The sequence below is a fragment of the Arsukibacterium ikkense genome (assembly GCF_000987775.1).
GTDB lineage: Bacteria > Pseudomonadota > Gammaproteobacteria > Enterobacterales > Alteromonadaceae > Alishewanella > Alishewanella ikkense.
In genome coordinates, this window is the sequence record NZ_LAHO01000002.1 from 241,404 (window position 1) to 264,178 (window position 22,775).

Genomic DNA, 22,775 nt, shown 5'->3' on the forward strand with positions numbered 1-22,775 from the left:
CGTTCCACTTGTTAGCTTTGTTGTTGCACCACGGTTGGTTGTGGTGATGGGCATTGCCGCTCAGCGCCAGACGCGGGCAAAGCGGCAATCGCTAAAATATATCCGCTTGGCGCAAACTGCAATTCAACCCATTGCGGTTGCAGCTGCGGTGCTATCTGCATTAGTGCGCTGAGCTCATGCACCAGCTCTAACGCCAGATGCAATTGCTTGTTGTCGCACATCGCAATTTGCCATTCATCATCATGCTGGGTCAGCAGCCCTACCTGGCGCTGTAGTTCAGTGGCGCGCGTTCCCGCTTGCTGCAATTCACGTTGCTGCTGCTGTAACCGGCTTAGCCGTTGTTGCACCCTCTCTGTCTGAGCACGGTCTTTGCTTTTACTATCTGTGCTGGCAGCCGTTAAATGATGCCACTGTACACTAAGCTCAGCCATGTTGCTGCTGCCTGCGCTAATGACTGTGTCAATTTGATAATAAGTTGGCAGCTTAGCAGGATTAACCCAGCTGAGCACTAAGACTAAAGCCGTACAACCCAGCGCAAACTGAGAGAAATACCCCCATGAGCGCCAGTTATTTTGGCTGATCCGTTGCTTCGCCTGCTGCCGGATCCGCTGTTTCAGCGCCATTGGCATTGGTTGCCCGGCTTTCAGGTTTTTATATAGTTTCGCTAACTCATCGTCTGAATCGTGATTAGACATTATCGTCTCCCATCAGCTGAGCTAAACGCTCACGCCCATAGCGTAATCTGCTTTTAATAGTTTCTGGCAGTTCAGCCGTAATATGCGCGATCTCCTCCAGGCTAAAGTCTTCTAATTGCAGCAAAATAGCCTCGCGTTGCAACGGTGGCAAGGCAACTAAAGCCGCCGCCAAACGCTGCTTTTGCTGCATGCCTGCCAGCTGTTCAGTAACAGAAGCATCATCAGCTGCGAAGCTATCCTGCCACTGGCTGCCCTGCCAGCGTTGCTGCCTGCGCAGCTCATCCAGCAAGGCGTTTCTGGCAATAGTAAATAACCAGGTTTTAAAGCGGCTTTGTGCCCGGTAGCTGTGCCGGTTTTCCAATACTTTTAACCAACACTGCTGGCTGATATCCGCCGCCAGCTGCGCATCAGCCTGGCGCAACAAAAAGTGATACAAATCATCACCACATTGCTGTATCAACCGTTCCAGAGACTGTAACTCGCCACTTTGCTGAAACTGCTGCATCAGCTCATCGGCGCAGCTGGTGCGGTTAAACCAGCCTGGCAGTATTAAAGACCATGTCATAAGCCACATCCTTCTGCTTGGGTGTATTGACCAGAGCGCCTTAACTGAGCTTAGCCAGCATCCACGGTAAAATCGAGTACTACTTGTAAATTACTCTGCCGAATCGCTTTACCGTCAATAACTTGCGGCTGATATTTCCAGCGCCGTAAAGCTCTGGCAGCTTCGCGTTCAAACACGCCTCTGGGTTCAGCTTGTAGTACTTTAACATCGGTAACAGCACCTGCTTCGTCGATGCTGAAACTGAGTTTTACCCAACCACTGATACCATCGCGCAGTGCATCCAGCGGAAAGCGTGGCTCCACCCTTACCACTGGCGTCGCCGCGCTATCTATACCCGCACCAAACCGGCTTATGGTGGGAGTAATATCAGGTGGCGCAACCGTCAGGGTTGGCCCGGGTAAATCTACTCTGGTTACTTCTGATATGTTGCGTGGCGCAGCTTCAGGCGGCACTACCGGTGGCGGGGGTGTCGGTAGTGTTTTCACCACCACTGGCGGGTCTTCCGGGTTTACAAATAATTCTACTACCGGCAACGTCACTTGCACCGGCCGTTCGGCCAGGGGCGGCTTTATCAGCAGGTACATCATGGCAAACAAACTAAAAGTAACCAGCGCTGCCAGCAACATGCTGCTGAACATCCGGTTTAGGGTACTGACATGGTTTGAAAAGTGAATGCTGTGCATAGGGTGTCCTCCGTGTTTAATCATTAGACGACGGAGGACTGACCAGGGGGTTAAATTATTTTAAATATTATTGGCTACGCCAGCAAAAAGAATTAATCACCGCGCCATTGGGCATGACACAGCGCATCATGTTTTTCGCGGCTGAGTAAAATACGGGCCAGTACCCTGTCAGCCTCGCCATCAAGGCCGGTTAAGCCTATCTGCGCTTCATAATGCAGCTCTGGCTCTAAATCCTGCATGATCAACTCTACCCACTCCGGCCCCGGGATCACTAAGTCCACATAACCGCGCTGCTCATATTGCTGCTGGTACAGGCCATAATCTGCCGCGCTGAGGTTTTCTGCAGCCAGCTCCTCAAAAATATCAAAAGCGTGATCACAAAGCTCATCCATCGACCACAATTCTAAATCTTGCATATTACCTGCCTTAAAAACCTGGTTTTACTACTGCATTTTGGCCGGCAGTATAGCAAGGCTTTGCACGCAAAGCTGCCATGCTGTTAAACTGTGGCGGTTAATTTCAGCGGAATGTCGCATGTATACTTGTCCCCTTTGTCAGCAGAACTTGCAGTTAATAAACCGTCAGTACCAATGTGCCAGCAAGCACAGTTTTGACCTGGCCAAAGAAGGTTACGTTAATTTACTGCCGGTGCAGCAGAAAAATTCAAAAGATCCCGGCGATAACAAAGCGATGATGCAGGCCCGCCGCGCTTTTTTGCAAAGTGCTGCCTATCAGCCGCTGTCTGATGCGCTGAATCAGGTGGTGCAAAACGCTGTGCCGTCAACAGTGCTGGATTTAGGCTGTGGCGAGGGCTATTACAGCGGTCGCTTACAACAGGCGTTAAGCAACGACACTACGCTTAATGGTATTGATATTTCCAGAGCCGCGATTAAATATGCTGCCCGCCACTACCCGGCCATTCGTTTTGCGGTGGCCAGCGCTTATCAGCTGCCGTTTGCTGCCCATTATTTTGATACTGTTATCCGTATTTATGCGCCATCAGATAACCACGAATTACAGCGGATCATTCAACCGCAAGGCTTGTTAATCAGCGTCAGCCCGGGGCCGGCGCATTTAGTAGAAATGAAACAAGCGGTATACCGCGAGGTAAAACTGCATGATGATAAAGTAAAACCCGAGCCGGGCTTTAGCCATATCAGCCGGCAACGCCTTAGCTACCCGCTGCTAATCACCGCCCCTGAGCAATTAGATAACCTGTTGCAAATGGTGCCACTGGCCTGGAAATTCACCCCGGAAAACCGCAGTGCCTTTGTGACATCAACCAAACAAATCAGTATCGATTTTTTACTGGATGTTTATCAGCGACACTAAAACAGCTTAGCGAGCTTAACTAACACTGTGTTTGGCCGGCGGTATCAACAGTACAGTTAGCTAAGCGGGTTTGTTCCTGTTGTTGCATGGCCCCAAACATGGTGGCCCAAAAGGTAGTAGTAAGCTCATTTACCACATTCGACTCAGCATTAAGTAATATAACCAACCCCAGCTCACGCTCACGTGAATACGCCAGTTCTGCCCGAAAGCCCTGCACCCAACCACCGTGATAAATCAGCTGTTCAGCGCCAAACTGATATACCCGCCAGCCCAGGGCATAATGCGCATCTTTAATATAATTTCGCCATTGCGGCCGGCGTAAATCGCGCGGTGTTCTCACCCGTTTTTCAACGATTTTATCCAGCACTTTTTGTGGCATCACTTGCGGGTAATAGCCCAGTTGCGCAATCAGCCAGTGGCTTAAATCAATGACACTGGCATTAACGCCAGCGGCCGGTGCAAACCGGTAATAACTCTGGTTTACATTACGCGCATGCCAGCTGCCTCTGGCCCGGATATGCGGACTGGCCCGGTTTTCATTCAGTAAGTAAGCTTCCAGCCCTACTGACGCCGTAGGCAACTGCAGTGGTTCAAAAATATTCTTGCGCAGCGAGCTGGCGTAATCACTGGTGGTGGTTTGGCTGATAATGGGCTCAATCAGGCTGAACAACACATTCTGATAACCGTAGCACTGGCCGGGGTTACACAATGGGTCAATTTTTTGAAACTGTGGCAGTATCCGCTCCGGCATGACATTGGCTTCAATCAGGTTGTCATAAGCGTTGGGCATTACACCGCTACTTTGCGCCAGTAAATGTTCAATTTTTAATTGCGGATTATATAGCGCATTTTTAAAGGAAAACTCCGGAATATACTGTACAACCGGCTCATCCCAGCGAAAGTGGCCGCGCTCTTCCAGCAAACTGGCCAGCCCTGCCGCAAAGGTTTTTGATACCGAGGCGATTCTGAATACCGTATAGGGATCAACCTTGGCATCACTGCCAAGCGTTCTAACCCCATAGCCCTTAGCACTGATTATTTTATTTTTATAAACAATGGCATAGGCCGCACCCGGAATAGCATGTTCAGCCATTTTCTCGCTAAAATAACGGTCAAACTCTGCCAGCTCCGGGCCAAGCATTTCTATTGCCAGCGCTGACTCGCTGACAGGCTGCGCCAGTGGCGCCGTTGTTAATATCAGAAGTGTTATCGCTAAAAATACCCGTACCAAAATTACCTCTTAATCATTAACGCCAGCCTTTTGCGCCCAGATGTCGCCAACCTAACCAGCCGCACAATAGCAACCAACTATATGCCAGTGTGCCTCCACTGCTGCCAGTGTCAGCGCTGCTGCCTGGCGGATTTACCCGCACTGTGCTGTCACTGCTGCTCTGGCTCAGACCGTCATCGGCCGTAAAACGAAATACCAGGTTGGCGCTGCTGCTTAGCTGCGGCGCAGTAAAACTGGCCGTTAACGTGCTGGCATTGGCCAGCACCACGGCTGGCCCGGAAATTTGCTGCCAACGATAGCTTAAAACATCATTATCACTGTCAGTTGCCGTTGCCTGCAGTTGCACTACACTGCCACTGCCAGCCACAATATTAGCCGTGGTCGTCACTACAGGGCTGTTGTTGGCACAATCCGTATTGCGTTCCAGCGTGGTAAGCCCGGCTAACCAACTGGAGAACGCCAGATTTCTTGGCGGACACAGGCTGGTATTCTGGTAACTGAATGCCCGCAAACTGGCCAACTCGACAAAATTCTGCGGCAAGGTACCATTAAAATTGTTATCAGCCAACCATAGTACCTGCAAATTACTAAGTTGTGCCAGCGCTTGCGGCAGCGCGCCAGTAAACTGATTAGATTCAACAAACAACTGCTGTAACGGCGCTAACTGGCCAATACTGGCTGGTAAAGCACCGCTGAAATTATTAAACGACAGGTCCAGCTGCCGTAGCGCGCTTAGCTGACTAATGGCTGCAGGAATACTGCCTGTCAAACCATTTTGCCACAGGCTCAGGCTTTGCAGGGTTGTCAGTTCCAGCAGTACCGCCGGGAAACTACCCGTTAAACTGTTAAAACTTAAATCCAGCTCAGTGAGCGCCGTCAAGCCGCTCAGCGCTGCTGGCAGCTCACCACTTAAATTATTGTTATTTAGTGCCAGCCCGGTTACCTGACCACCACTGCAACTGACGCCTGCCCAGTTGCACACCGCAGTGGCCGGATTTAACCAGCCGCTATTATTCAGCCAGCTCTGGCCAAGCGTATCGTAATACAACTGCACCAGCGCGTTGCACTGAGCCAGCGGTACCGCCAGGTTGTTCTGCCCGCTGCAGTAGTCGTCGTTACGGGGCTGCACTGTTACCACTGAATCGGCAAATTGCAGCTGAGCCGGCTGACCGGCAAATAACCACTGGCCAGAGTAAATGCCATCATTGGCGCCGTCGCGCTCGCTTAGCGCAATACGCTGGCCAGTCGTTAGCTCGGTTACCGTCGGTAATATGCTGGCACCACTGCACGCTAAGCTAAGCACCCTGATATCAAGCGTGCTGCCAGGGGTAAGATACATGGTGGTCGGGCCGGGCATAATCCGCCGGGCCAGTGGGGTTTGACACTCCAGTGCGCCACTAACGGTTGCCTGGCTGCTACCCGCGTTACTGGCCAGCAGTAATTTGCCGCTTAGCGTATGCTCACTAATCAGCGGGTCGTCGCTGGTTTTGCCACTTAACAAAATACGGGCCCGCAACGCTCGCCAGTCCAGAGCCGGGTCAGCTGCTTTTAACAAGGCTACCAGGCCGGTGACAACCGGTGCCGCCATTGAGGTGCCGGCCACTGCCGCATAACCGTTGTTTAAATCGGTGGTTTGAATGGCAACGCCTGGCGCCGTTACATCTACCCAGCTGCGACCATAATTGCTAAAGCTGGCTTTAGTTTGTTGCTGAGTATGCGCCGCGACGCTGATAATATTAGCTAAATCATAAGCGGCCGGGTACAACGGGCTTTGGTTGCCGCTGTTGCCCGCGCTGGCGATAAATAAAATGCCGGCCTGCTGCTGACGCGCTATGGCTTCATATAACGCCTGCGACTCCCCCGGGCCACCCCAGGAATTATTACTGGCGATAATATTGATACCGCGGTTTTGCTTTAAATCCAGAATATAGTCCAGACAAGCAATAGCATCACTGACAAAACCGCTACCGGTTTCATCCAAAAACTTGCAATGCAGTAGCTGCACCTGCCAGTTGACACCGGCCACCCCTTCGCCATTATTGGTTGTGGCGCCAATAATGCCATTGATCTGGGTGCCATGGCCGTCCAGATCCAGCGGGTTGCTGGTATTGTTGGCGGTATCTATACCGTAAATATCATCAATATAACCGTTGCCATCATCGTCCTGGCCATTGACGGTTTCCGCAGGATTACGCCAGAGATTGGCCTGCAAATCAGGGTGCTGATATGCCACCCCGGTATCAATTACCGCCATCACCAGTTGGCCGTCACCGGTACTGTGTTGCCAGAAACCAGGGGCGTTAATGCCCTGCTGCGCGCCTAAATGCCATTGCTGGTTAAATTGCGGGTCGTTGGGGATTTGCTGTTTCTGCAGGCGAAAATCGGGCTCAGCAAAGCGAACCCCGGGTAAGTTGCGGTAATAACGCAGCGCCTGTTGCAGCTCAACGCCATCAGCAAGCAGCACCCTTACCAGGCCAGCTGAGCGCTGTTCTAAACCAGCATTATCCAAACCAATCAGTTCCACTTTACTGGCATAGCCACTGCTAAACTGACCTTGCACCGCACTTAACAACGGTGTGCTGTGGCGCTCACTCACCTGGTCGGTTGCGATAATTAACCTGCCAGCTTCAGCCGGCAACGGCCCGGTTAGCATTGCCCCCCCTCCCAGCAACAGGGCACTGATGAATTGCCTGCTCATACAGATCTCCAATGTATAACAACTGATTAGATAATAAGCTATACGCCCGATAATACCTATCCGGCGCAGTTTTACACAACCTTTACCGAAGGCAACTGTTATCGCCGCGGTTAAGCAGTTATATTGCTGAAAAATTTTCAGTTGGAGTATTTGCAGTGCGCTACGCTATCTTAATCATAATATCGCTGATTATTGCAGGTTGGTTCTGGCTGCCGGTAGGCGAATCAAACCCGGTTCGCTTTCAACTCGCCACCCTGGATCGCGGTGATATTGAAAGCGTGGTGAATACCGCAGGCACCACCCGGGCCGTGGTGACGGTAGAAGTTGGTACCGAAGTGTCGGGCCTGATCACTGAACTGTTGGTCGATTTTAATGACCTTGTCAGCCAGGGCCAGCTGATTGCAAGGCTGGACGATCGCAGCTTTCAGGCCAGGGTGCGGCAAAGCGAGGCCGATGTGGTGATGGCCAATGCTAATCTGGCTCAGCAGCAGGCCGGGCTGCAACGCGCCAACGCTGAACTGGCACGTGCTGAACGTGCTTATAGCCGGCAACAACAATTAATGCGCCAGCAACTGAGTAACCAAAGTGATCTGGACAGCGCCCTGGCAGACTTTGATATTGCCAGCGCCCAGATAGCCCTGGCCAAGGCCCAGATCCAAAGCGCCGACGCCCAGCTGTTACAACGCCTGGCCGCACTGGAGCAAGCGCAGCTTGATTTAGATCGCACCAATATCCGCTCGCCGGTTAATGGTATTGTTATTGACCGTCAGGTTGATATTGGCCAGACGGTAGCCGCCAGCCTGTCGGCCCCCACCCTGTTTACCATTGCCCAGGATCTCAGGCAGATGCAAATTGAAGCCGATGTTGACGAGGCCGATATTGGCAAGTTGCAACAAGGCCAGCAAGTGCGCTTTCAGGTTGATGCCTATCCACAGCGCCAGTTCAGCGGCGAAGTAGCACAAGTACGTAAAGCCGCCAGTAACGTGGCCAGCGTGGTAACCTACAAAGTGATTATTAGTGCCCCTAATCAGCAACAGCTGCTGTTACCGGGCATGACAGCCAACCTGAATGTGATCCGCGGCCGGCAAACCGATGTGCTGCGGGTACCCAATGCCGCACTGCGGTTTCGCCCGGCCGGCGTCAGCCAGAGCAGCCGCAACCAGGCCGATCCAACTGCCGAGCTGCTGGCCCAGTTGCAATTACCGGCCGATAAAGCCAGCAAAGTTCGCCAGCTTTACGCTGATTTTGGCCGCGCCATGCAAACCATGCGCAGCAATAGCGGGGCAACCGACGCACGCCAGCAAATGCAGCAGTTACGCCAAAAGCTCAACAATGATATCCGGCTGATATTAACTGCTGAAGAGTATCAGCAGTTTAGCGAGCTAGCGGCGGCGCGGCGCCAACAGCGGCAGCAAACCGAGCAAGGCACCCCTGCCCGGGTCTGGTTGCTGGATGCCAAACAGCAACCTTATGCAGTGGATATCAGCATTGGCCTGGCCAACGACGAATACTCAGAAGTGCTATCAGGCAAGCTGAGCCAGGACGACGCCGTCATTGTGCGTGCGGTAAGGGCTGACTAATATGACAAGCAACGAAACAGCGGGCGTTGTGCTGCAAACCCGCCAAATTGAAAAACACTACCAGATGGGCGAGCAAACCGTCAAAGCCCTGAAGGGTGTTACCCTGCAGATTAACAAAACCGATTTTACTGCTGTGATGGGGCCCTCCGGCTCGGGTAAATCCACCTTCATGAATATGCTGGGCTGCCTTGATTCACCCAGCAGTGGCCAGATCCTGGTGCAGGGTGAAGATGTCACCCATCTGTCTGCCGCCCGGTTAGCCGAAGTGCGCAATCAATATATTGGCTTTGTATTTCAGCAGTTTAACCTGCTGCCCCGCACCACGGCGCTGGACAACGTGATGCTACCCCTGCTGTATACCAAAAACAGTAAAGCAGCAGCCATCGCCCGCAGTAAAGCGTGTCTGGAGCTGGTTGGCCTGGGCGAGCGGCTCGATCATCATCCCTCGCAGTTATCGGGCGGTCAGCAGCAGCGGGTGGCCATTGCCCGGGCGCTGGTTAACCGGCCAGCCGTTATTTTAGCCGATGAACCTACCGGCGCGCTTGATACCGAAACCGGCCTGGAGATTATGGCGTTATTTCAGCAGTTACATCAGCAAGGTACCACTATAGTGCTGGTTACCCACGAGCCTGATATCGCAGCTTTTGCCAACCGACAACTGGTCTTTCGTGATGGCCAGTTACTGTCTGATAAACGCACGGTGCCGGCCAATGCCAGCGACGCCCTGCGCTATTTTCGGCAAACCAAACTGGCAGAGGCTTTAGCATGAACCTGATGCTTCTGTTAAATGTGGCCTGGGTTGCCCTGAGAGTGAATTTAATGCGCAGCATCCTGACCATGCTGGGTATTATTATCGGGGTGGCTGCGGTGATTATTATGCTGGCGCTTGGCAGCGGCGCCCGCTATGAAGTAGATCAGCAGATAAAAAGCCTGGGCGGCAATGTGTTTGTCATTTTTGCCAGTGGCCGTTTTTCCGGCGGCGCCCGCCAGGCCAGCGGCGCCAGCCAGGGCTTGACTGAAATGGACGCACTGGCCATTGAAAACCAACTACCCCAGGTCAGCATTGCCGCCCCCGTGTTACAGGCCAGCGGCCAGATTGTTTTTGGCAATATTAACTGGGCCCCCAGCATTATTGGCGTCGATAATAAAATTTATCAGGCGCAAAGCTGGCAGGTGGTTAACGGCCGCACCTTTAGTGACACTGAGCTGGCCAGTGCCGGCCGGGTGGCGGTAATAGGCCAGACCGTGCAACGCGAATTGTTTGGCGCAGGCGATCCGCTGGGCCAGACCATACGGGTAAACAAGGTACCGGTAACTGTGATTGGCGTACTGAATAGCAAAGGTCAGAATACCCAGGGTAACGATCAGGACGATATTATTTTTATGCCGATAGACACTGTGCGCAAACGTATCTCCGGTATTACCTTATCCAGCCCGAAAGCGGTGCGCTCCATCATCGTTCAGGTCATAGATGAGCGCGATATGGCGCTGGTGGAACAGGAGCTAGATGCGCTGCTACGGCAACGCTTGCGCAGCACCGGCCCGAATGCCCCCTTTCGGATCCGCAATTTAGCAGAAATGGTCGAAACCCGGGCGCAAACCATGCAAATTTTCAACGGCTTACTGGCCGCCGTGGCCTCAGTGTCCTTACTGGTTGGTGGTATTGGTATTATGAATATCATGCTGGTATCGGTCACCGAGCGTACCAGGGAAATTGGCCTGCGCATGGCCGTTGGCGCCAAACCGGCTGACATTTTACGTCAGTTTCTGATTGAGGCCGTGCTGCTATGTGGCTTAGGAGGCATTTTCGGTTTAAGCCTGGCGGTCATTGTCACCAGCGTGCTGGAACGTTTTGCCGGCTACACCGCTATTATTCAACCCGAAGTGGTGCTAATGAGTATTGGCTTCTCCGCCCTTATTGGGGTGTTTTTTGGCTACTACCCGGCCAGTAAAGCCGCTAAGCTACAGCCAATAGATGCGCTGCGTTACGAATAAACCGCCATTTAGCGCCCGGCTGTTGGTTAGCCGGGCGGGCCAATTACAACAGTGCTAACAGCACCAATCGGATCCAGATAATCCACAATACTAAACAACCTAGCAGAAATACCCTGAACCGTAACCGCACACTATTACTGCCAATATGCACCACCGTATGCATAACCCGTAACACCACAAAGGCTGCTGCCAGTGCCACAAAGCCGATATCGGCAAGGGCAAACTGCAGAATAAACAGCACACTGAATATAAACAGCATCGGCATCTGAAACTGATTATCAAAGTTACGGCTGGTTGCTATCACCTGCTCGTTGGCGCCCGTCAAATTCATGGTCCGAAACGCACTGGCATTAATCTCTTTGTTTCTGGCAGCATTGATCCGACGCCGGCCCATCACTATCATTACCGCACTGGTCAGCAGTACCTGGGCAAACGCGGTCAGTAACATCAATTTTTCCATCAGTTTTTCCTGTATATCGTTATTATCATGGACAGTAGCGCCATTACCGGCAAAGTATGCCTGTGCTTAAGTTGCTTGCCAATATCTGATTGTCAGCAACGTTTACAGGCCTGGCCGCTTTCGTTATGCTTAGCCGTCAATTTTCAGGATTATTTTCAGGAGCCAGGCAATGGCCCAACTTTACTTTTACTATTCGGCAATGAATGCCGGTAAATCAACATCCTTACTGCAAAGCGCCTATAACTATCAGGAACGGGGTATGACCGTGGCCATTTACACGGCAGCGCTGGATAATCGCTATGGTCTGGGTAAAGTCAGCTCGCGCATTGGTCTGACAATGGATGCCCATATCTTTAACGCTGGGTTTAATTTTACCGGGCATGTGCAGCAGCTTAAAACAGCAGGCCGGCTGGATTGTGTGTTAATTGACGAAGCGCAATTTCTCAGTAAAGCACAGGTGCGCCAGCTTACCGACATTGTTGATGAGCTGAATGTGCCGGTGCTGGCTTTTGGCCTGCGCACCGACTTTCTAGGCGAAACCTTTGCTGGCAGCCAGGCGTTACTGGCCTGGGCCGATAAACTCATTGAACTGAAAACCATTTGCCACTGTGGCCGTAAAGCGAATTTTGTAGTGCGGCTGGATGCCAATGGCAACGCCGCCACCGCCGGCAGTCAGGTACAAATTGGCGGTAATGAAAGCTATGTTTCAATGTGTCGCCAACATTTTAAGCAGTTGGTCTGGTAGCCAGTTCCGTAGCCCGTCAATCAGCACTATTTGCCAGCACGGCTAAATCCGTTATAGTAATAAAAAACAATACCAGGCATCTATGGCTGACAGTGCAGATACCCACCCCCATTTCTGGGCGCTTCTTGATAAATTGCCGGTCGCGTTGCTTTATAAAGAAAGCGCCAAAGCTGAGATTTTGGCCAATGCCGCAGCCCGGCAGTTATTCGGCTTTACCGCCAACCAGCAATCGCTGAACTTATCGCAACTGTCAGAAATCCGGCTGCTCGATCAGCAGCAAAAAAAAATCAGCCTGCTCAGCAACCCGTTATTACTGGCATTGGGTGGAACTGAGTTTAGTCAGCAGGTTATACTGGAGCTCAAAGGCCATGCCGCACCATACCAACTGCAGAGCCAGCTGATTAAGTTACAGTTTAGCCTGGGTAATACCATTATTGTTACCTTGTGCCCGTTACAGGCAGCAGCCAGCAGCTCCCCGCTAAGTAAAACGGCAGTGCCAGCACCAGATATCGCCGAGCTGGAAGAAGCCCTGGCTTTTGACAAATTAATGTCGCTAATTTCAACAGAACTGATTAACGTCAGCAGTGATGCCCTGGATCTGCATGTTGAAGACGCCCTGGCAGCATTAGGCGAGTTTTGCCATGCCGACCGCAGCTATTTATTTCAGTTTAATCATGATATTACCGAAATGAGTAATACCCATGAATGGGTGAGGGAGGGCATCAGCGCCCATAAAGACAACCTGCAGCATATCCCAGAGCATGCCCTGCCCTATTTTTTCGAAAAAATTCAGCAGGATCATATCTTCGCCGTATCAGATGTCAGCCAATTGCCGCCAGAAGCGGCCGGCGAACGGCAGGAGTTTAACAACGAAGATATTCGCTCGGTATTATGCACCGCCATGCTCGCCGGCCAGCAACTAATAGGTTTTGTCGGCTGTGACATGGTGGCACGGCAACGCAACTGGACCAGCAATGATCTGCGTCGAATCAAACTGGTTGGCGAAATGATTGCTAACAGTATCCAGAACGTTAACTACCGCAGCTCGCTGCAACAGATCCAACAAGAGCTGCTGGCTGCCAACCAGGAACTGCAAAAGCAGGCAAACCAGGACGGCTTAACCGGCTTAGCGAACCGTCGCCAATTTGACGAAAAATTACTGGAAGAAATTCAGCGCAGCGCACGCAGTGGATTACCGCTGAGCCTAATGTTATTAGATATCGATTTATTTAAACCCTTTAACGACCACTATGGCCATCAGGCCGGTGATGAAGCACTGCAACAGGTGGCCAGTGCGCTTAGCAAAGAAGCTAAGCGGCAAGGCGAAATAGCCGCACGTTATGGCGGTGAGGAATTTGCTTTAATCCTGCCGGGCAGTGACAACCAAACCTGTCAGGAGATAGCACAGCGGGTGCAACAGCATATTAAAGCACTGAATATACGCCATGCTAAGTCTGATGTTGCCTCTTACCTAACGGCCAGTATTGGCTGCTACAGCTTAGTGGCCGATAAAGACACCAACGCCAAACAGATGTTAAATAAAGCCGACAAAGCGCTGTATCAGGCCAAAGCCGCTGGCCGCAATAGGGTTATCGCGGCCAGCTGAATCTGTACTCAGTGCCTGCTTTAATCCTGAAAAGGCGAACGTTGCTCGGTGGTATTATACAACATACTGGGCCGATTCAATGGCTGGCCACCGTCACGCGAAATCGGCACCCAGGGCAGTTTACCCCGACCTATTGCCGGTTTTAGTGAGAACAAATCAAATGGGATCGATACATAAAAGCCTTTAGTGAAACTACCCTCACCATAATCAGCGGATGATGCATTAGTCACAGCAGCATAAGCCCCTACTACAATGCCACTGTCAAAGCGTTTGGCAAAATCAACATTGACGCCCACATCTTTTGCCAGAAACCTGCCTATATTAAATGTCAGCAAAGTATTGTCTAAAAATTCGGGCTGCCAGTAAATATTGGCATGCCCTGTTAGTACCTTATAATCAAAAAAGTCGAAATCATTTTCATAAGAGCGTTGTTGCACATAGTTAATGTCAAAACCATATGCCAGGTTCGAGTCTACCGGGCGGTAAAGCAATTCGCCCCCCAATCCACCGTACATAGTTTCCAGATAGCCGCCATACACCTGGCCATAAACATTTGGCGCTAATCGGTCTTGCCAATGGCCAAATAAATTTTCCAGCTGTACTTTGCTGCGGGTAACGTACTCCCTTACAAAGGTACGTACCCTTGGCAACGGCGTATCCAACGCGTCCACTTTAAAATTAAACTGGTTGAAGTTTTCCAACAAGGTAATCTTTGCAGCACCTTGTAAAGCAGTTGTGCGATTAAATTGATAACCTGCTGTTGCTATGACTCCGGCCTGATACAAATAAAACGCTTCCGGGTTACCAAATGTCTGGATCCAGAAAGTTTCCATACCCGTACCAAAACCCGATATCTTATCGGGAGTATAATTAGTCAGCGTATCACTACTGACATCGCTGCGCACGTAGCTTGAGCGCAAGTCATGCTCAAAGCCCTGATAACTGGCAACCGCAACAAATTGCTCGGCGTCAATAACCGTTTCAACCATCGGAAGCTGGCCCGCAAAATTAATGATCCGGTAGCGTTTAATCGTGGCAGGTAATACCGAGGCTAAAATACGCCCCATCCGCTCGTTAGCTACTTCATAGTCACGGTAAGCTAATTGGTTACCATACAAGGTGATTTCATCATCGGTGATTTTTGAGCGGCGCACCAGAAAGCCGGCCTCATGAAATAAGTCCTGCACCAGTTTCGCCCGGTCGACTTCATTAAACTCAAACAGATTAGGTTCAGCGCTTACAGCGCGCGGCGGTTGTTCAATTTTAATTTGCCGGATACTGTGCATATTCAGCGCATAGTTCACACCAAAACCGACCGTATTGCCACGCTGATAATTCAGATTAAAATCAAAATTACCCCAGTTATACACCGCACCAATATTCCAGCGGCTGTCCTGCTGCAAATCACCTGCCCGATCGCGCGAATAATCATTGCCTTCATATTCCAGTTTTAATCTCAGTGGTTGCCAGGGGGTCTGGTACTCAACCCCGCCAAATAACGACGCCTGGCCTTTAAAAAACCGCTGATAATCAATTTTGCCACCTGCTCCGCTAAAACCCCATGGCCGGTTACAAAAACTGTCCCGGAACTCGCAGAACGGATTGATGGTATTGCCGGCAGAGCCTAAATATCCCCAGCCCATTCCCAGATGAAAATCTAAAGGTCCCCATTGTTTACTGAGCGCGATAAATTCACTTTCAAAAAAACCGGTACCACCAAAATCAAGAAAACCAACAGCAACCTGGGGAAGATAGCGGCTTTCCTCCCGCAAGCGGAATTTTACATCAATGCCTTTATCTTTGAGGGTCTGATCGCCACTAAAACCGGGAGAATCGCTGTATAAACGAGTGCGCACATCAGTATAGCGAACTGTAGATTCCAGCCAGGGGAACAACTGAATACTAACCGACCAAAAGCGGTATTCTTCATTGTCGCTATAGTTGATAGACAGATTACCATCGGTAGCCATGCGGGCGGTTGGGGTCTGTAACAATCCTGTTCCGCCACGTACCGCCTGAGAAGGTCCGGCCGGCTGTTGTTGTAAGGTACTTGCTGTGGCTGTCAGTAACACCATAGCAGTGATGATAGAAACTAAAAAAGCACAACGCACCACCAATATCATCGTACTACCCTGTGTATAGCCAGCTCTACTAACAGCTGATTTATGGCTGCAAACTCACCACCAAACAAACTACTGTCGAATGGCACAAACAATTGTGCGCCTGGCATTAGCTCTACATGTTGTTGATTCCAGTTCGCGACACCTGCTTTAATAACCTTACCATCAGGTTGCACTATAAAGATCCAATCCTCACTTGCCCCGGCAAAACGGCGCACCTGTTTAGCAAACACCTCAGCAGAAGCGTTGCCATAATGGCTGATCCGCTCCGCTTTAGCCAAACCAAATACCGTTATATGCTGCGGCCGCGCCGTTAAATACAAGCGGTAACTGCCAATGGCAAATTGGGGAGTAAATGCCGCGTTTAAGCGGGCCACATCATAATCGATGTTAAGTACTATTCGCTCTGCCAGTTGCCAGTGCTTTATTTGAAACCTCAGTTGTTCAATAGTATCAACATAGGCGCTATCTTGCTGCCATTTACCTTTTAGCACAGTTAAACGCTGTAAAAGTTGCTGACGCAACAATTCCGGCCGCTCACTATCATCACGAAACAGGGCGGAAGCAGGCCAGTACCAGTCTTGTTGTAATGCAACAGGTTGTAATACCTCTGCCAGTCGCGGGAGCTGCCCAAACTGATAAGTTTGATCATTAAGTTGCACAGTAACTTGTGTCGCTGCAACTAGCTTGGCACTTATACTGCCAGCTAACAGCAGTAAACAAAGCCGCAACAGATAACGCGCTGAAATCATAAACTATGAGCCTGTAGCAGTCGGCCAATGCGGCTAATATAAGTCATTTCAATAGGGTCGGTTTGTGGCGATAGCTGTTGGCGACTTTGTACCAACAAGCCGGTTGCACTGTCAAACCAATAGGTGTTATTAAAAGATTTGTTCACGCCAATAAAATTAGCCTGATTGGGGTATTCAACCCTTTCTTCAAATACCAATGTTTTAATACTCTGATCAAAAAATGCTAAATCCTGCAGGCCTGCCGCTTTAAATTCAGAGTTTATCTGATAGCCATATTCACCTTTACTCCAATCGGCCAGCCGCAGCCAGCTTGCCCGGAACAATTCATCAGGTAAACGTTTTAATGGATCGGCGGCACGGTTGGTTAGATATAGCAAATCATTACTAAGGCCAGAGGTACGAACCAGTCGCCCTTGTTCCAGCACTAGCAGCACGCCATCAGCAGATATCCACTTATGCTGCTGTTGCTCTATAAACGCCAACGCTAAAACCGCCTGTGGCCGGTCACCATGACGCAAATAAAGCAAGTCTGTTGCTGATGCATTCACCTGTGCCAGGCTTAAACTGGCATCTGTTGGCGGTGTGAATGCATAACTAAGCATATCAACATAAGCACGATAAGTGCCTGCACAACCGACTAAAGCTCCCAGCATTATTAACAGCGCAAGGTTACGTATCACATTTAAATTCATCTAACTTTAAGTCCGCATAGCATACCGCTAAATACCAATATAATCGCCTGTTTAGCTACTTTTTTGCAATAAAAAAGCCGCCTGCAGGCGGCTTTTAAACTGTATATTACGTTACTGCAAAGTAGGTGCGTAAGTAAAAGTTACAGGTACAGTTGCCGTAATGGTACCGGTGTTAGTACCGGTGCCAGTTCCAGTAATTGTAACTGTCGTGGTAGTACCAACACAGGCGCCATCTACCAATGGATCATCGCCTTCACAGACTTCTACCGGCGGTGGTGGCGGTGGTGGTGGAATGATTGGCAGCGTTGTACCACTGTTATTAGAGATAATAGCAGCAGCAACCGCAATACCTACAGCACCAGCAGCGATTTGTTCAACAGCAACACCACCTAAAGTACTACCAGAGGCGGCAGCACCACCCGCTCTGTCTTGCGCAACAACACCTGCAGAGGCAAAAGCCAAGGCAACGGTTACGGCAACAACTAATTTTTTCATAGTTCGTCCCTCAATTAACAAATAAAAATCCGATATGGCAGCAGCTTAAACTAAACATTACTGATACTCAACCGGAATCATTAAAAAATTCTTCAGGCAATCTGCTTACGGTCAATAACAGACACATCACTTACCAAAGCGACATTATCTATCGCCATAGCTGCTGCCGGCTTGGTTGTACTCACGTCACACGCTGCCCGCACCACCAAATCACTGGTGGCGCAGCTATAATTAAACTCAGTTGGCGCACTGCGGATTAATTCAATTATTTTCTCAACTGAAAATTCCTCACAAGCTTCATCTAACCGCGTAAGCAAATGCAGCATTTCAGGCCAACTTAAATACACCTCATCAGCCGCCATTATCCGGCTATGATCTGTTTGCCGGACATTTTTGCCGATTAACAACTCCTCATACAACTTTTCACCTGGGCGCAGGCCGCTGTAATGGATTTGAATATCACCATTGGGATGGATCTCATCTTTTACCTCCAGCCCCATCAGATGAATCATCCTTCTGGCTAAATCAGCTATTTTTACCGGCTCGCCCATATCCAGTACAAATACATCGCCTCCTTTGCCCATGGCTCCGGCCTGGATCACCAGCTGCGCCGCTTCAGGAATAGTCATAAAATAGCGGATAATATCTTTGTGGGTAACAGTTACCGGACCACCCTTGCGGATTTGTTCCCGGAACAATGGCACCACCGAACCACTTGAACCCAATACATTGCCAAAGCGCACCATACAAAATCGAGTGGTATTCTGATGTTTGGCCAGCGCTTGTAGTACCAGTTCAGCCAGGCGTTTTGATGCCCCCATCACATTGGTTGGCCGCACAGCCTTATCGGTAGAAATTAATACAAAGGTGTCCACTTTGGCTTTAATCGCCGCTTCTGCAGTATACCAGGTTCCAAATACGTTGTTGCGAACCCCTTCAACTACATTGTATTCCACCAAAGGTACATGCTTATACGCCGCAGCATGGTAAACAGTATTAACGGCAAAAGTACGCATTACGGTTTCCATGCGATTCAGTCGCTGCACGGTACCCATTACTGGAATCAATTCAACTTCCAGGCTATCACGCTGGATCAGCGCGTTAAGTTCCTGCTCAATGTTGTATAAGGCAAACTCAGACAATTCAAACAACACCAGTACTTTCGGCTCATAACGGATAATTTGCCGGCACAACTCCGAGCCAATAGAGCCCCCGGCGCCGGTTACCATTACCACTTTATCTTTAATATCAGCATTCATCAGTTTGCTTTTCGGTGCTACTGCATCCCGGCCAAGCAAATCCTCAATTTTCACATCCTGCAGCTCATCAATCCGCATAGAGCCATCAACCAGATCACTCATGCCGGGAATCGACTGCACAGGTATGGGGAGCTCATCTAATGCATCCAGTACTTCGCGGCGTCGCGCCCGGCTGGCAGAAGGCAACGCCAGCAATACGCGGCTGATGTTTTTATTTTTGATTATCGCGGTGATCTGCGAGGGCGAACCTACCGGGATCCCCAGAATGGTAGAGCGTTGCAAAGTAGAGTCGTCATCAATAAACATTACCGGGTGAAACTGCTCGCCATTTAACAGTGCATGCGCCAGTTGCCGGCCAGAGGAGCCCGCGCCGTAGATTAACACCCGGGTTTTATGGTTATTATTACGTTGCACCAAAAACATTCTGGCCAGTAACCGCGCGCCGCCAGAACTGATTAACGCCAACATCGCGTACACAAAAATCAGGTTACCCTTATTTTCTACGCCCAGCAACGCAAAGGCCAATGCTAATATAAAAGCACTGCTTACAATGCCGGTCAGTACCGCACCCAATGCATGCTGGCCGATATAGCGGATTACCGCCCGATAAAGGCCGAGCTTAATAAAAATAAACAGGGTAACCGGCAAGGCCACGGCAAAAGATATCGCAATATCTGCTACCTTGGCCGTATCACCATTTTGAGTTAAAAAATAAGCCGCAATTAATGCGCTGATTAAAAAACAAAGGTCTACACAAACAGAAATAATACGTTTAACCGAACGAGGCAGGGCCAGTAACCAAGCTAGCATTGTAAACTCCCAACCAAAAGCAGCGAAAACTGTACAGCACAGTGATAAATAGATCTAACATTAGCAGTAGATCGCCATAAATTACAGGCACTAACCTGAGACACCACTATCATTCACTACTTATTTAGTAACGTTTGCAGCCAGCTATTGAAGCTGGCTCCAAGATGATTATCGCGCAAGCCGTATTCGACAAAAGCTTGCATATAGCCCAGCTTGTTACCACAATCGTGGCTGCGACCAATAATATGATAAGCATTGACAGGCTGGCTTTTCATCAGAATCGCAATGGCATCGGTTAGTTGTATCTCATCGCCAGCACCCAACGGGGTGCGTTGCAATGCCGGCCAGATCTCCGGCGTAAAGACATAACGCCCTACCACGGCCAGGTTAGAGGGCGCATCTTCTTGCCGCGGCTTTTCGACAATTGCCGTCATATTAACCGACTCGCCAACCTGTAACATTTGGCCAGCAACGTCCGCCACCCCATAATTTGACACATTTGCCATTGGTACTGGCTCTACCATCACCTGGCTAACATTAGTAGCAGCAAACAACTGATTCATCTGTGCCAGATTGTCCCGGCTCAGGTCGCTGTCATAGCCATCAATAAGCACATCGGGCAACAACACCGCAAAAGGCAAGTCGCCAATCAACGGCCTGGCACACAGTACCGCATGGCCTAAACCTTTCGCCTCACCCTGGCGTACATGCATAATGGTCACGTCTTTGGGGCAAATCGCCTGAACTTCATCCAGTAACTGCCGCTTTACCCGCTTTTCCAGCATAGATTCCAGCTCAAAGCTTTTATCAAAATGGTTTTCAATGCTGTTTTTGGAAGAGTGCGTCACCAACACGATTTCTTTAATACCCGCCGCGATACATTCCTGCACAATATACTGAATAAGCGGCTTATCCACCACAGGCAGCATCTCTTTAGGAATAGCCTTGGTGGCTGGCAGCATTCTCGTACCCAAACCAGCTACAGGTATAACCGCTTTTGTTACCTTCATTTACACTCCAGTTTTTAAAAGTGACTCACAACTACGCTGCTAGTCACTACCAAACAAATCACGGGTATATACTTTGTCTGTCACATCTGCCAGCGCATCGTTCTGGCGGTTAGCCACAATCACATCAGAGATATTTTTAAATTCAGCAAGATCTTTAATTACCCGGCTATGGTAAAACTCTGACTCGCTTAATTCAGGTTCAAACACCACCACCTCAATACCTTTGGCTTTAATCCGCTTCATAATACCCTGAATGGCCGATGCCCGGAAATTGTCAGAGCCAGACTTCATCACCAGCCGGTATACGCCAACAATTTTTGGCTGACGTTTTAAAATAGCCTCTGCAATAAAATCCTTACGGGTACGGTTGGCCTCTACAATAGCCTGAATAATGTTATTCGGTACATCCTTGTAGTTTGCCAGCAATTGTTTGGTATCTTTGGGTAAACAGTAACCGCCATAACCAAAACTGGGGTTGTTATAATGCTTACCAATGCGCGGATCCAGGCCTACGCCTTCAATAATTTGCCGGCTGTTTAAACCATGGCTTTCGGCGTAACTGTCCAGCTCATTAAAATAAGCCACCCGCAATGCCAGATAGGTATTACTAAATAACTTTATGGCTTCGGCTTCTGTGCTATCGGTAAAAAGCACTGGCACATCCTGCTTGACTGCGCCTTGCTGCAACAAACCAGCAAACTGCTCTGCCCGCGGGCTTTGTTCACCGACGATAATCCTGCTGGGATGCAAATTGTCATATAATGCACGGCCTTCGCGCAAAAACTCCGGTGAAAATATCAGGTTGTCGGTTTCAAATTTCTGGCGGGCACTGGCAGTATAGCCTACCGGCACCGTCGACTTAATCACCATTACCGCCGTCGGGTTAATGGCCATAACATCACGGATCACCGCTTCTACACTGCTGGTATTAAAGTAATTGGTTTGCGGGTCGTAATCCGTTGGCGTGGCAATAATCACAAAATCGGCTTCGGCATAGGCCAGCTGCTTATCGAGCGTAGCAGTAAAATTCAGTTTTCTATTCAGCAGAAAATCAGAAATTTCCACATCTTCTATCGGAGATTGTTTCGCATTTAACAGCGCTACTTTCTCTGGCACTATGTCAACGGCTACCACTTCATTGTGTTGTGCCAACAGCATAGCATTGGATAAACCGACATAGCCGGTACCGGCAATCGCGATCTTTAACATCGTCATTAATGTCCTTGTTTCACTGACTTGCCAGGTAAGAATGCAATGTCCTGGCTATAAGTATTCAATAATCACCCTGAAAACCGCTGGCAATAATAGCATTTATCCCAATTTCTTGAAACGCGAAATATAGCGAGACTTTATAATAGCAACAGCCATGATAACACTGTTGCTCATTTGTACACTAATGACCTGAACTGATGCTTAATCCGCGAGGCGCGCAGGCACCACGCCACACCACTGCAAATAGGCCAGCACCTGCCTGGCGGCTTGTTCAATGCTAAGCTGCGCCGTTTTCAGGTGAATATCCGCTGCCACAGGCGCCTGGTACGGTGAACTGATACCGGTAAAATGCGCAATTTCTCCGGCGCGGGCTTTTTTGTATAACCCCTTGGGGTCGCGCTGTTCGCAAACACTTAAGGGCGTATCAACAAACACCTCAATAAAGGCATCGCCTGCCAGAGCTTTGGCCTGCGCCCGGTCGCTGATAAAAGGCGAAATAAAAGCCGTGCCGACAATTAAGCCCGCATCCAGCATTAGCCGGCTAACTTCGGCAATGCGCCGGATATTCTCTACCCTTGAGGCATCATCAAACCCCAAATCCTGATTCAGGCCATGGCGCACATTGTCACCATCCAGCAAATAAGTATGGCAGCCCAAATCAAACAGCAGCCGGTCTACCGCATTGGCAATGGTTGACTTACCCGAGCCCGACAGCCCGGTATACCACAATAAACAAGGCTGATGGCCGTTGCGACCCTGGCGCTCATTATGGCTTACCGCGGCGTTATGCCAGACAATATTGTTAGTCATTGCTACTGTCCTTAACTTTTAGGCT

At 49.9% G+C, this 22,775-nt stretch carries 21 protein-coding genes; 6 read left to right on the forward strand and 15 right to left on the reverse strand.

Annotation, left to right across the window (positions count from 1 at the left end; all coding sequences use genetic code 11):
* Positions 1 to 11 precede the first annotated feature (11 nt).
* The 4 genes from WG68_RS03110 to WG68_RS03125 all read right to left on the reverse strand — a co-directional run bounded on the left by WG68_RS03110 (position 12) and on the right by WG68_RS03125 (position 2,359).
* Entirely contained in the window at positions 12 to 695 is a 684-nt protein-coding gene (locus WG68_RS03110; protein WP_046556189.1) for a hypothetical protein, read from the reverse strand.
* On the reverse strand, positions 688 to 1,260 hold the full coding sequence (locus tag WG68_RS03115) for a sigma-70 family RNA polymerase sigma factor (protein ID WP_052748928.1): 573 nt from the start codon (positions 1,258 to 1,260) through the stop codon (positions 688 to 690). Before WG68_RS03115 ends, WG68_RS03110 begins: the two co-directional genes overlap by 8 nt.
* A gap of 50 nt (positions 1,261 to 1,310) precedes the next feature.
* The gene (locus tag WG68_RS03120; RefSeq protein ID WP_161796345.1) at positions 1,311 to 1,943 is read right to left on the reverse strand and encodes an energy transducer TonB; all 633 of its coding nucleotides are present in this window, start codon (positions 1,941 to 1,943) and stop codon (positions 1,311 to 1,313) included.
* A gap of 92 nt (positions 1,944 to 2,035) precedes the next feature.
* The gene (locus WG68_RS03125; protein ID WP_046556191.1) at positions 2,036 to 2,359 is read right to left on the reverse strand and encodes a DUF440 family protein; all 324 of its coding nucleotides are present in this window, start codon (positions 2,357 to 2,359) and stop codon (positions 2,036 to 2,038) included.
* A gap of 118 nt (positions 2,360 to 2,477) precedes the next feature.
* Between WG68_RS03125 and rlmA the strand changes: the two genes are divergently transcribed.
* Positions 2,478 to 3,275, forward strand: coding sequence for a 23S rRNA (guanine(745)-N(1))-methyltransferase (gene rlmA / locus WG68_RS03130; protein ID WP_046556192.1), 798 nt, complete (start codon positions 2,478 to 2,480; stop codon positions 3,273 to 3,275).
* A gap of 19 nt (positions 3,276 to 3,294) precedes the next feature.
* Here the strand turns inward: rlmA and WG68_RS03135 are convergent, their stop codons facing one another.
* Together WG68_RS03135 and WG68_RS19000 are read right to left on the reverse strand one after the other, a co-directional pair.
* Positions 3,295 to 4,506 (reverse strand): serine hydrolase domain-containing protein, encoded by a 1,212-nt coding sequence (locus WG68_RS03135; RefSeq protein WP_235357658.1) that lies wholly within the window; start codon positions 4,504 to 4,506, stop codon positions 3,295 to 3,297.
* A gap of 16 nt (positions 4,507 to 4,522) precedes the next feature.
* Complete coding sequence (locus WG68_RS19000) at positions 4,523 to 7,204, reverse strand: S8 family serine peptidase (RefSeq protein ID WP_083981780.1); 2,682 nt, start codon at positions 7,202 to 7,204, stop codon at positions 4,523 to 4,525.
* Between the two features lie 155 nt (positions 7,205 to 7,359).
* On the opposite strand from WG68_RS19000, the gene WG68_RS03145 reads away from it, so the two are divergent.
* Genes WG68_RS03145 through WG68_RS03155 form a run of 3 tightly spaced genes read left to right on the forward strand, consistent with a single transcriptional unit; the run spans position 7,360 to position 10,779 of the window.
* Entirely contained in the window at positions 7,360 to 8,784 is a 1,425-nt protein-coding gene (locus WG68_RS03145) for an efflux RND transporter periplasmic adaptor subunit (RefSeq protein WP_046556194.1), read from the forward strand.
* 1 nt (position 8,785) lies between these two features.
* Positions 8,786 to 9,553, forward strand: a complete 768-nt coding sequence (locus WG68_RS03150) for an ABC transporter ATP-binding protein (protein ID WP_046556195.1) — start codon at positions 8,786 to 8,788, stop codon at positions 9,551 to 9,553.
* Positions 9,550 to 10,779, forward strand: coding sequence for an ABC transporter permease (locus WG68_RS03155; RefSeq protein WP_046556196.1), 1,230 nt, complete (start codon positions 9,550 to 9,552; stop codon positions 10,777 to 10,779). The genes WG68_RS03150 and WG68_RS03155 overlap by 4 nt, the downstream gene beginning before the upstream one ends.
* A 43-nt stretch (positions 10,780 to 10,822) precedes the next feature.
* On the opposite strand, the gene WG68_RS03160 is transcribed toward WG68_RS03155, so the two are convergent.
* Complete coding sequence (locus tag WG68_RS03160) at positions 10,823 to 11,239, reverse strand: MAPEG family protein (RefSeq protein ID WP_046556197.1); 417 nt, start codon at positions 11,237 to 11,239, stop codon at positions 10,823 to 10,825.
* A 169-nt stretch (positions 11,240 to 11,408) separates the two neighbouring features.
* Here WG68_RS03160 and WG68_RS03165 point away from each other — a divergent pair, with 169 nt between their 5' ends.
* A complete protein-coding gene (locus WG68_RS03165; RefSeq protein WP_046556198.1) occupies positions 11,409 to 11,984 on the forward strand; it encodes a thymidine kinase in 576 nt (191 codons plus the stop codon).
* An 82-nt stretch (positions 11,985 to 12,066) separates the two neighbouring features.
* Entirely contained in the window at positions 12,067 to 13,590 is a 1,524-nt protein-coding gene (locus WG68_RS03170) for a sensor domain-containing diguanylate cyclase (RefSeq protein WP_046556199.1), read from the forward strand.
* Positions 13,591 to 13,610: 20 nt separating this feature from the next.
* On the opposite strand, the gene WG68_RS03175 is transcribed toward WG68_RS03170, so the two are convergent.
* The 8 genes from WG68_RS03175 to cysC all read right to left on the reverse strand — a co-directional run bounded on the left by WG68_RS03175 (position 13,611) and on the right by cysC (position 22,750).
* Positions 13,611 to 15,713 (reverse strand): YjbH domain-containing protein, encoded by a 2,103-nt coding sequence (locus WG68_RS03175; RefSeq protein ID WP_083981781.1) that lies wholly within the window; start codon positions 15,711 to 15,713, stop codon positions 13,611 to 13,613.
* The gene (locus tag WG68_RS03180) at positions 15,710 to 16,462 is read right to left on the reverse strand and encodes a capsule biosynthesis GfcC family protein (protein WP_046556200.1); all 753 of its coding nucleotides are present in this window, start codon (positions 16,460 to 16,462) and stop codon (positions 15,710 to 15,712) included. The genes WG68_RS03175 and WG68_RS03180 overlap by 4 nt, the downstream gene beginning before the upstream one ends.
* Positions 16,459 to 17,154: a YjbF family lipoprotein gene (locus WG68_RS03185; protein WP_046556201.1), complete on the reverse strand. Its 696-nt coding sequence runs from the start codon at positions 17,152 to 17,154 to the stop codon at positions 16,459 to 16,461. The genes WG68_RS03180 and WG68_RS03185 overlap by 4 nt, the downstream gene beginning before the upstream one ends.
* A 111-nt stretch (positions 17,155 to 17,265) precedes the next feature.
* Positions 17,266 to 17,649: a hypothetical protein gene (locus WG68_RS03190; protein ID WP_046556202.1), complete on the reverse strand. Its 384-nt coding sequence runs from the start codon at positions 17,647 to 17,649 to the stop codon at positions 17,266 to 17,268.
* Between the two features lie 92 nt (positions 17,650 to 17,741).
* Positions 17,742 to 19,718 (reverse strand): polysaccharide biosynthesis protein, encoded by a 1,977-nt coding sequence (locus WG68_RS03195; RefSeq protein ID WP_052748930.1) that lies wholly within the window; start codon positions 19,716 to 19,718, stop codon positions 17,742 to 17,744.
* Between the two features lie 116 nt (positions 19,719 to 19,834).
* A complete protein-coding gene (gene galU / locus WG68_RS03200; RefSeq protein WP_046556203.1) occupies positions 19,835 to 20,728 on the reverse strand; it encodes a UTP--glucose-1-phosphate uridylyltransferase GalU in 894 nt (297 codons plus the stop codon).
* Positions 20,729 to 20,767: 39 nt separating this feature from the next.
* Positions 20,768 to 21,937, reverse strand: coding sequence for a nucleotide sugar dehydrogenase (locus tag WG68_RS03205; protein ID WP_046556204.1), 1,170 nt, complete (start codon positions 21,935 to 21,937; stop codon positions 20,768 to 20,770).
* A 204-nt stretch (positions 21,938 to 22,141) separates the two neighbouring features.
* On the reverse strand, positions 22,142 to 22,750 hold the full coding sequence (cysC, locus tag WG68_RS03210; protein WP_046556205.1) for an adenylyl-sulfate kinase: 609 nt from the start codon (positions 22,748 to 22,750) through the stop codon (positions 22,142 to 22,144).
* Positions 22,751 to 22,775 lie beyond the last annotated feature (25 nt).

Excerpts from the sequence above, each read along its gene's own strand:
- WG68_RS03110 (WP_046556189.1), bottom strand. The coding sequence starts at position 695 with ATGTCTAATCACGATTCAGACGATGAGTTAGCGAAACTATATAAAAAC.
- WG68_RS03115 (WP_052748928.1), bottom strand. The coding sequence starts at position 1,260 with ATGACATGGTCTTTAATACTGCCAGGCTGGTTTAACCGCACCAGCTGC.
- WG68_RS03120 (WP_161796345.1), bottom strand. The coding sequence starts at position 1,943 with ATGCACAGCATTCACTTTTCAAACCATGTCAGTACCCTAAACCGGATG.
- WG68_RS03125 (WP_046556191.1), bottom strand. The coding sequence starts at position 2,359 with ATGCAAGATTTAGAATTGTGGTCGATGGATGAGCTTTGTGATCACGCT.
- rlmA (WP_046556192.1), top strand. The coding sequence starts at position 2,478 with ATGTATACTTGTCCCCTTTGTCAGCAGAACTTGCAGTTAATAAACCGT.
- WG68_RS19000 (WP_083981780.1), bottom strand. The coding sequence starts at position 7,204 with ATGAGCAGGCAATTCATCAGTGCCCTGTTGCTGGGAGGGGGGGCAATG.
- WG68_RS03150 (WP_046556195.1), top strand. The coding sequence starts at position 8,786 with ATGACAAGCAACGAAACAGCGGGCGTTGTGCTGCAAACCCGCCAAATT.
- WG68_RS03155 (WP_046556196.1), top strand. The coding sequence starts at position 9,550 with ATGAACCTGATGCTTCTGTTAAATGTGGCCTGGGTTGCCCTGAGAGTG.
- WG68_RS03160 (WP_046556197.1), bottom strand. The coding sequence starts at position 11,239 with ATGGAAAAATTGATGTTACTGACCGCGTTTGCCCAGGTACTGCTGACC.
- WG68_RS03165 (WP_046556198.1), top strand. The coding sequence starts at position 11,409 with ATGGCCCAACTTTACTTTTACTATTCGGCAATGAATGCCGGTAAATCA.
- WG68_RS03170 (WP_046556199.1), top strand. The coding sequence starts at position 12,067 with ATGGCTGACAGTGCAGATACCCACCCCCATTTCTGGGCGCTTCTTGAT.
- WG68_RS03175 (WP_083981781.1), bottom strand. The coding sequence starts at position 15,713 with ATGATATTGGTGGTGCGTTGTGCTTTTTTAGTTTCTATCATCACTGCT.
- WG68_RS03180 (WP_046556200.1), bottom strand. The coding sequence starts at position 16,462 with ATGATTTCAGCGCGTTATCTGTTGCGGCTTTGTTTACTGCTGTTAGCT.
- WG68_RS03185 (WP_046556201.1), bottom strand. The coding sequence starts at position 17,154 with ATGAATTTAAATGTGATACGTAACCTTGCGCTGTTAATAATGCTGGGA.
- WG68_RS03190 (WP_046556202.1), bottom strand. The coding sequence starts at position 17,649 with ATGAAAAAATTAGTTGTTGCCGTAACCGTTGCCTTGGCTTTTGCCTCT.
- WG68_RS03195 (WP_052748930.1), bottom strand. The coding sequence starts at position 19,718 with ATGCTAGCTTGGTTACTGGCCCTGCCTCGTTCGGTTAAACGTATTATT.
- galU (WP_046556203.1), bottom strand. The coding sequence starts at position 20,728 with ATGAAGGTAACAAAAGCGGTTATACCTGTAGCTGGTTTGGGTACGAGA.
- WG68_RS03205 (WP_046556204.1), bottom strand. The coding sequence starts at position 21,937 with ATGTTAAAGATCGCGATTGCCGGTACCGGCTATGTCGGTTTATCCAAT.
- cysC (WP_046556205.1), bottom strand. The coding sequence starts at position 22,750 with ATGACTAACAATATTGTCTGGCATAACGCCGCGGTAAGCCATAATGAG.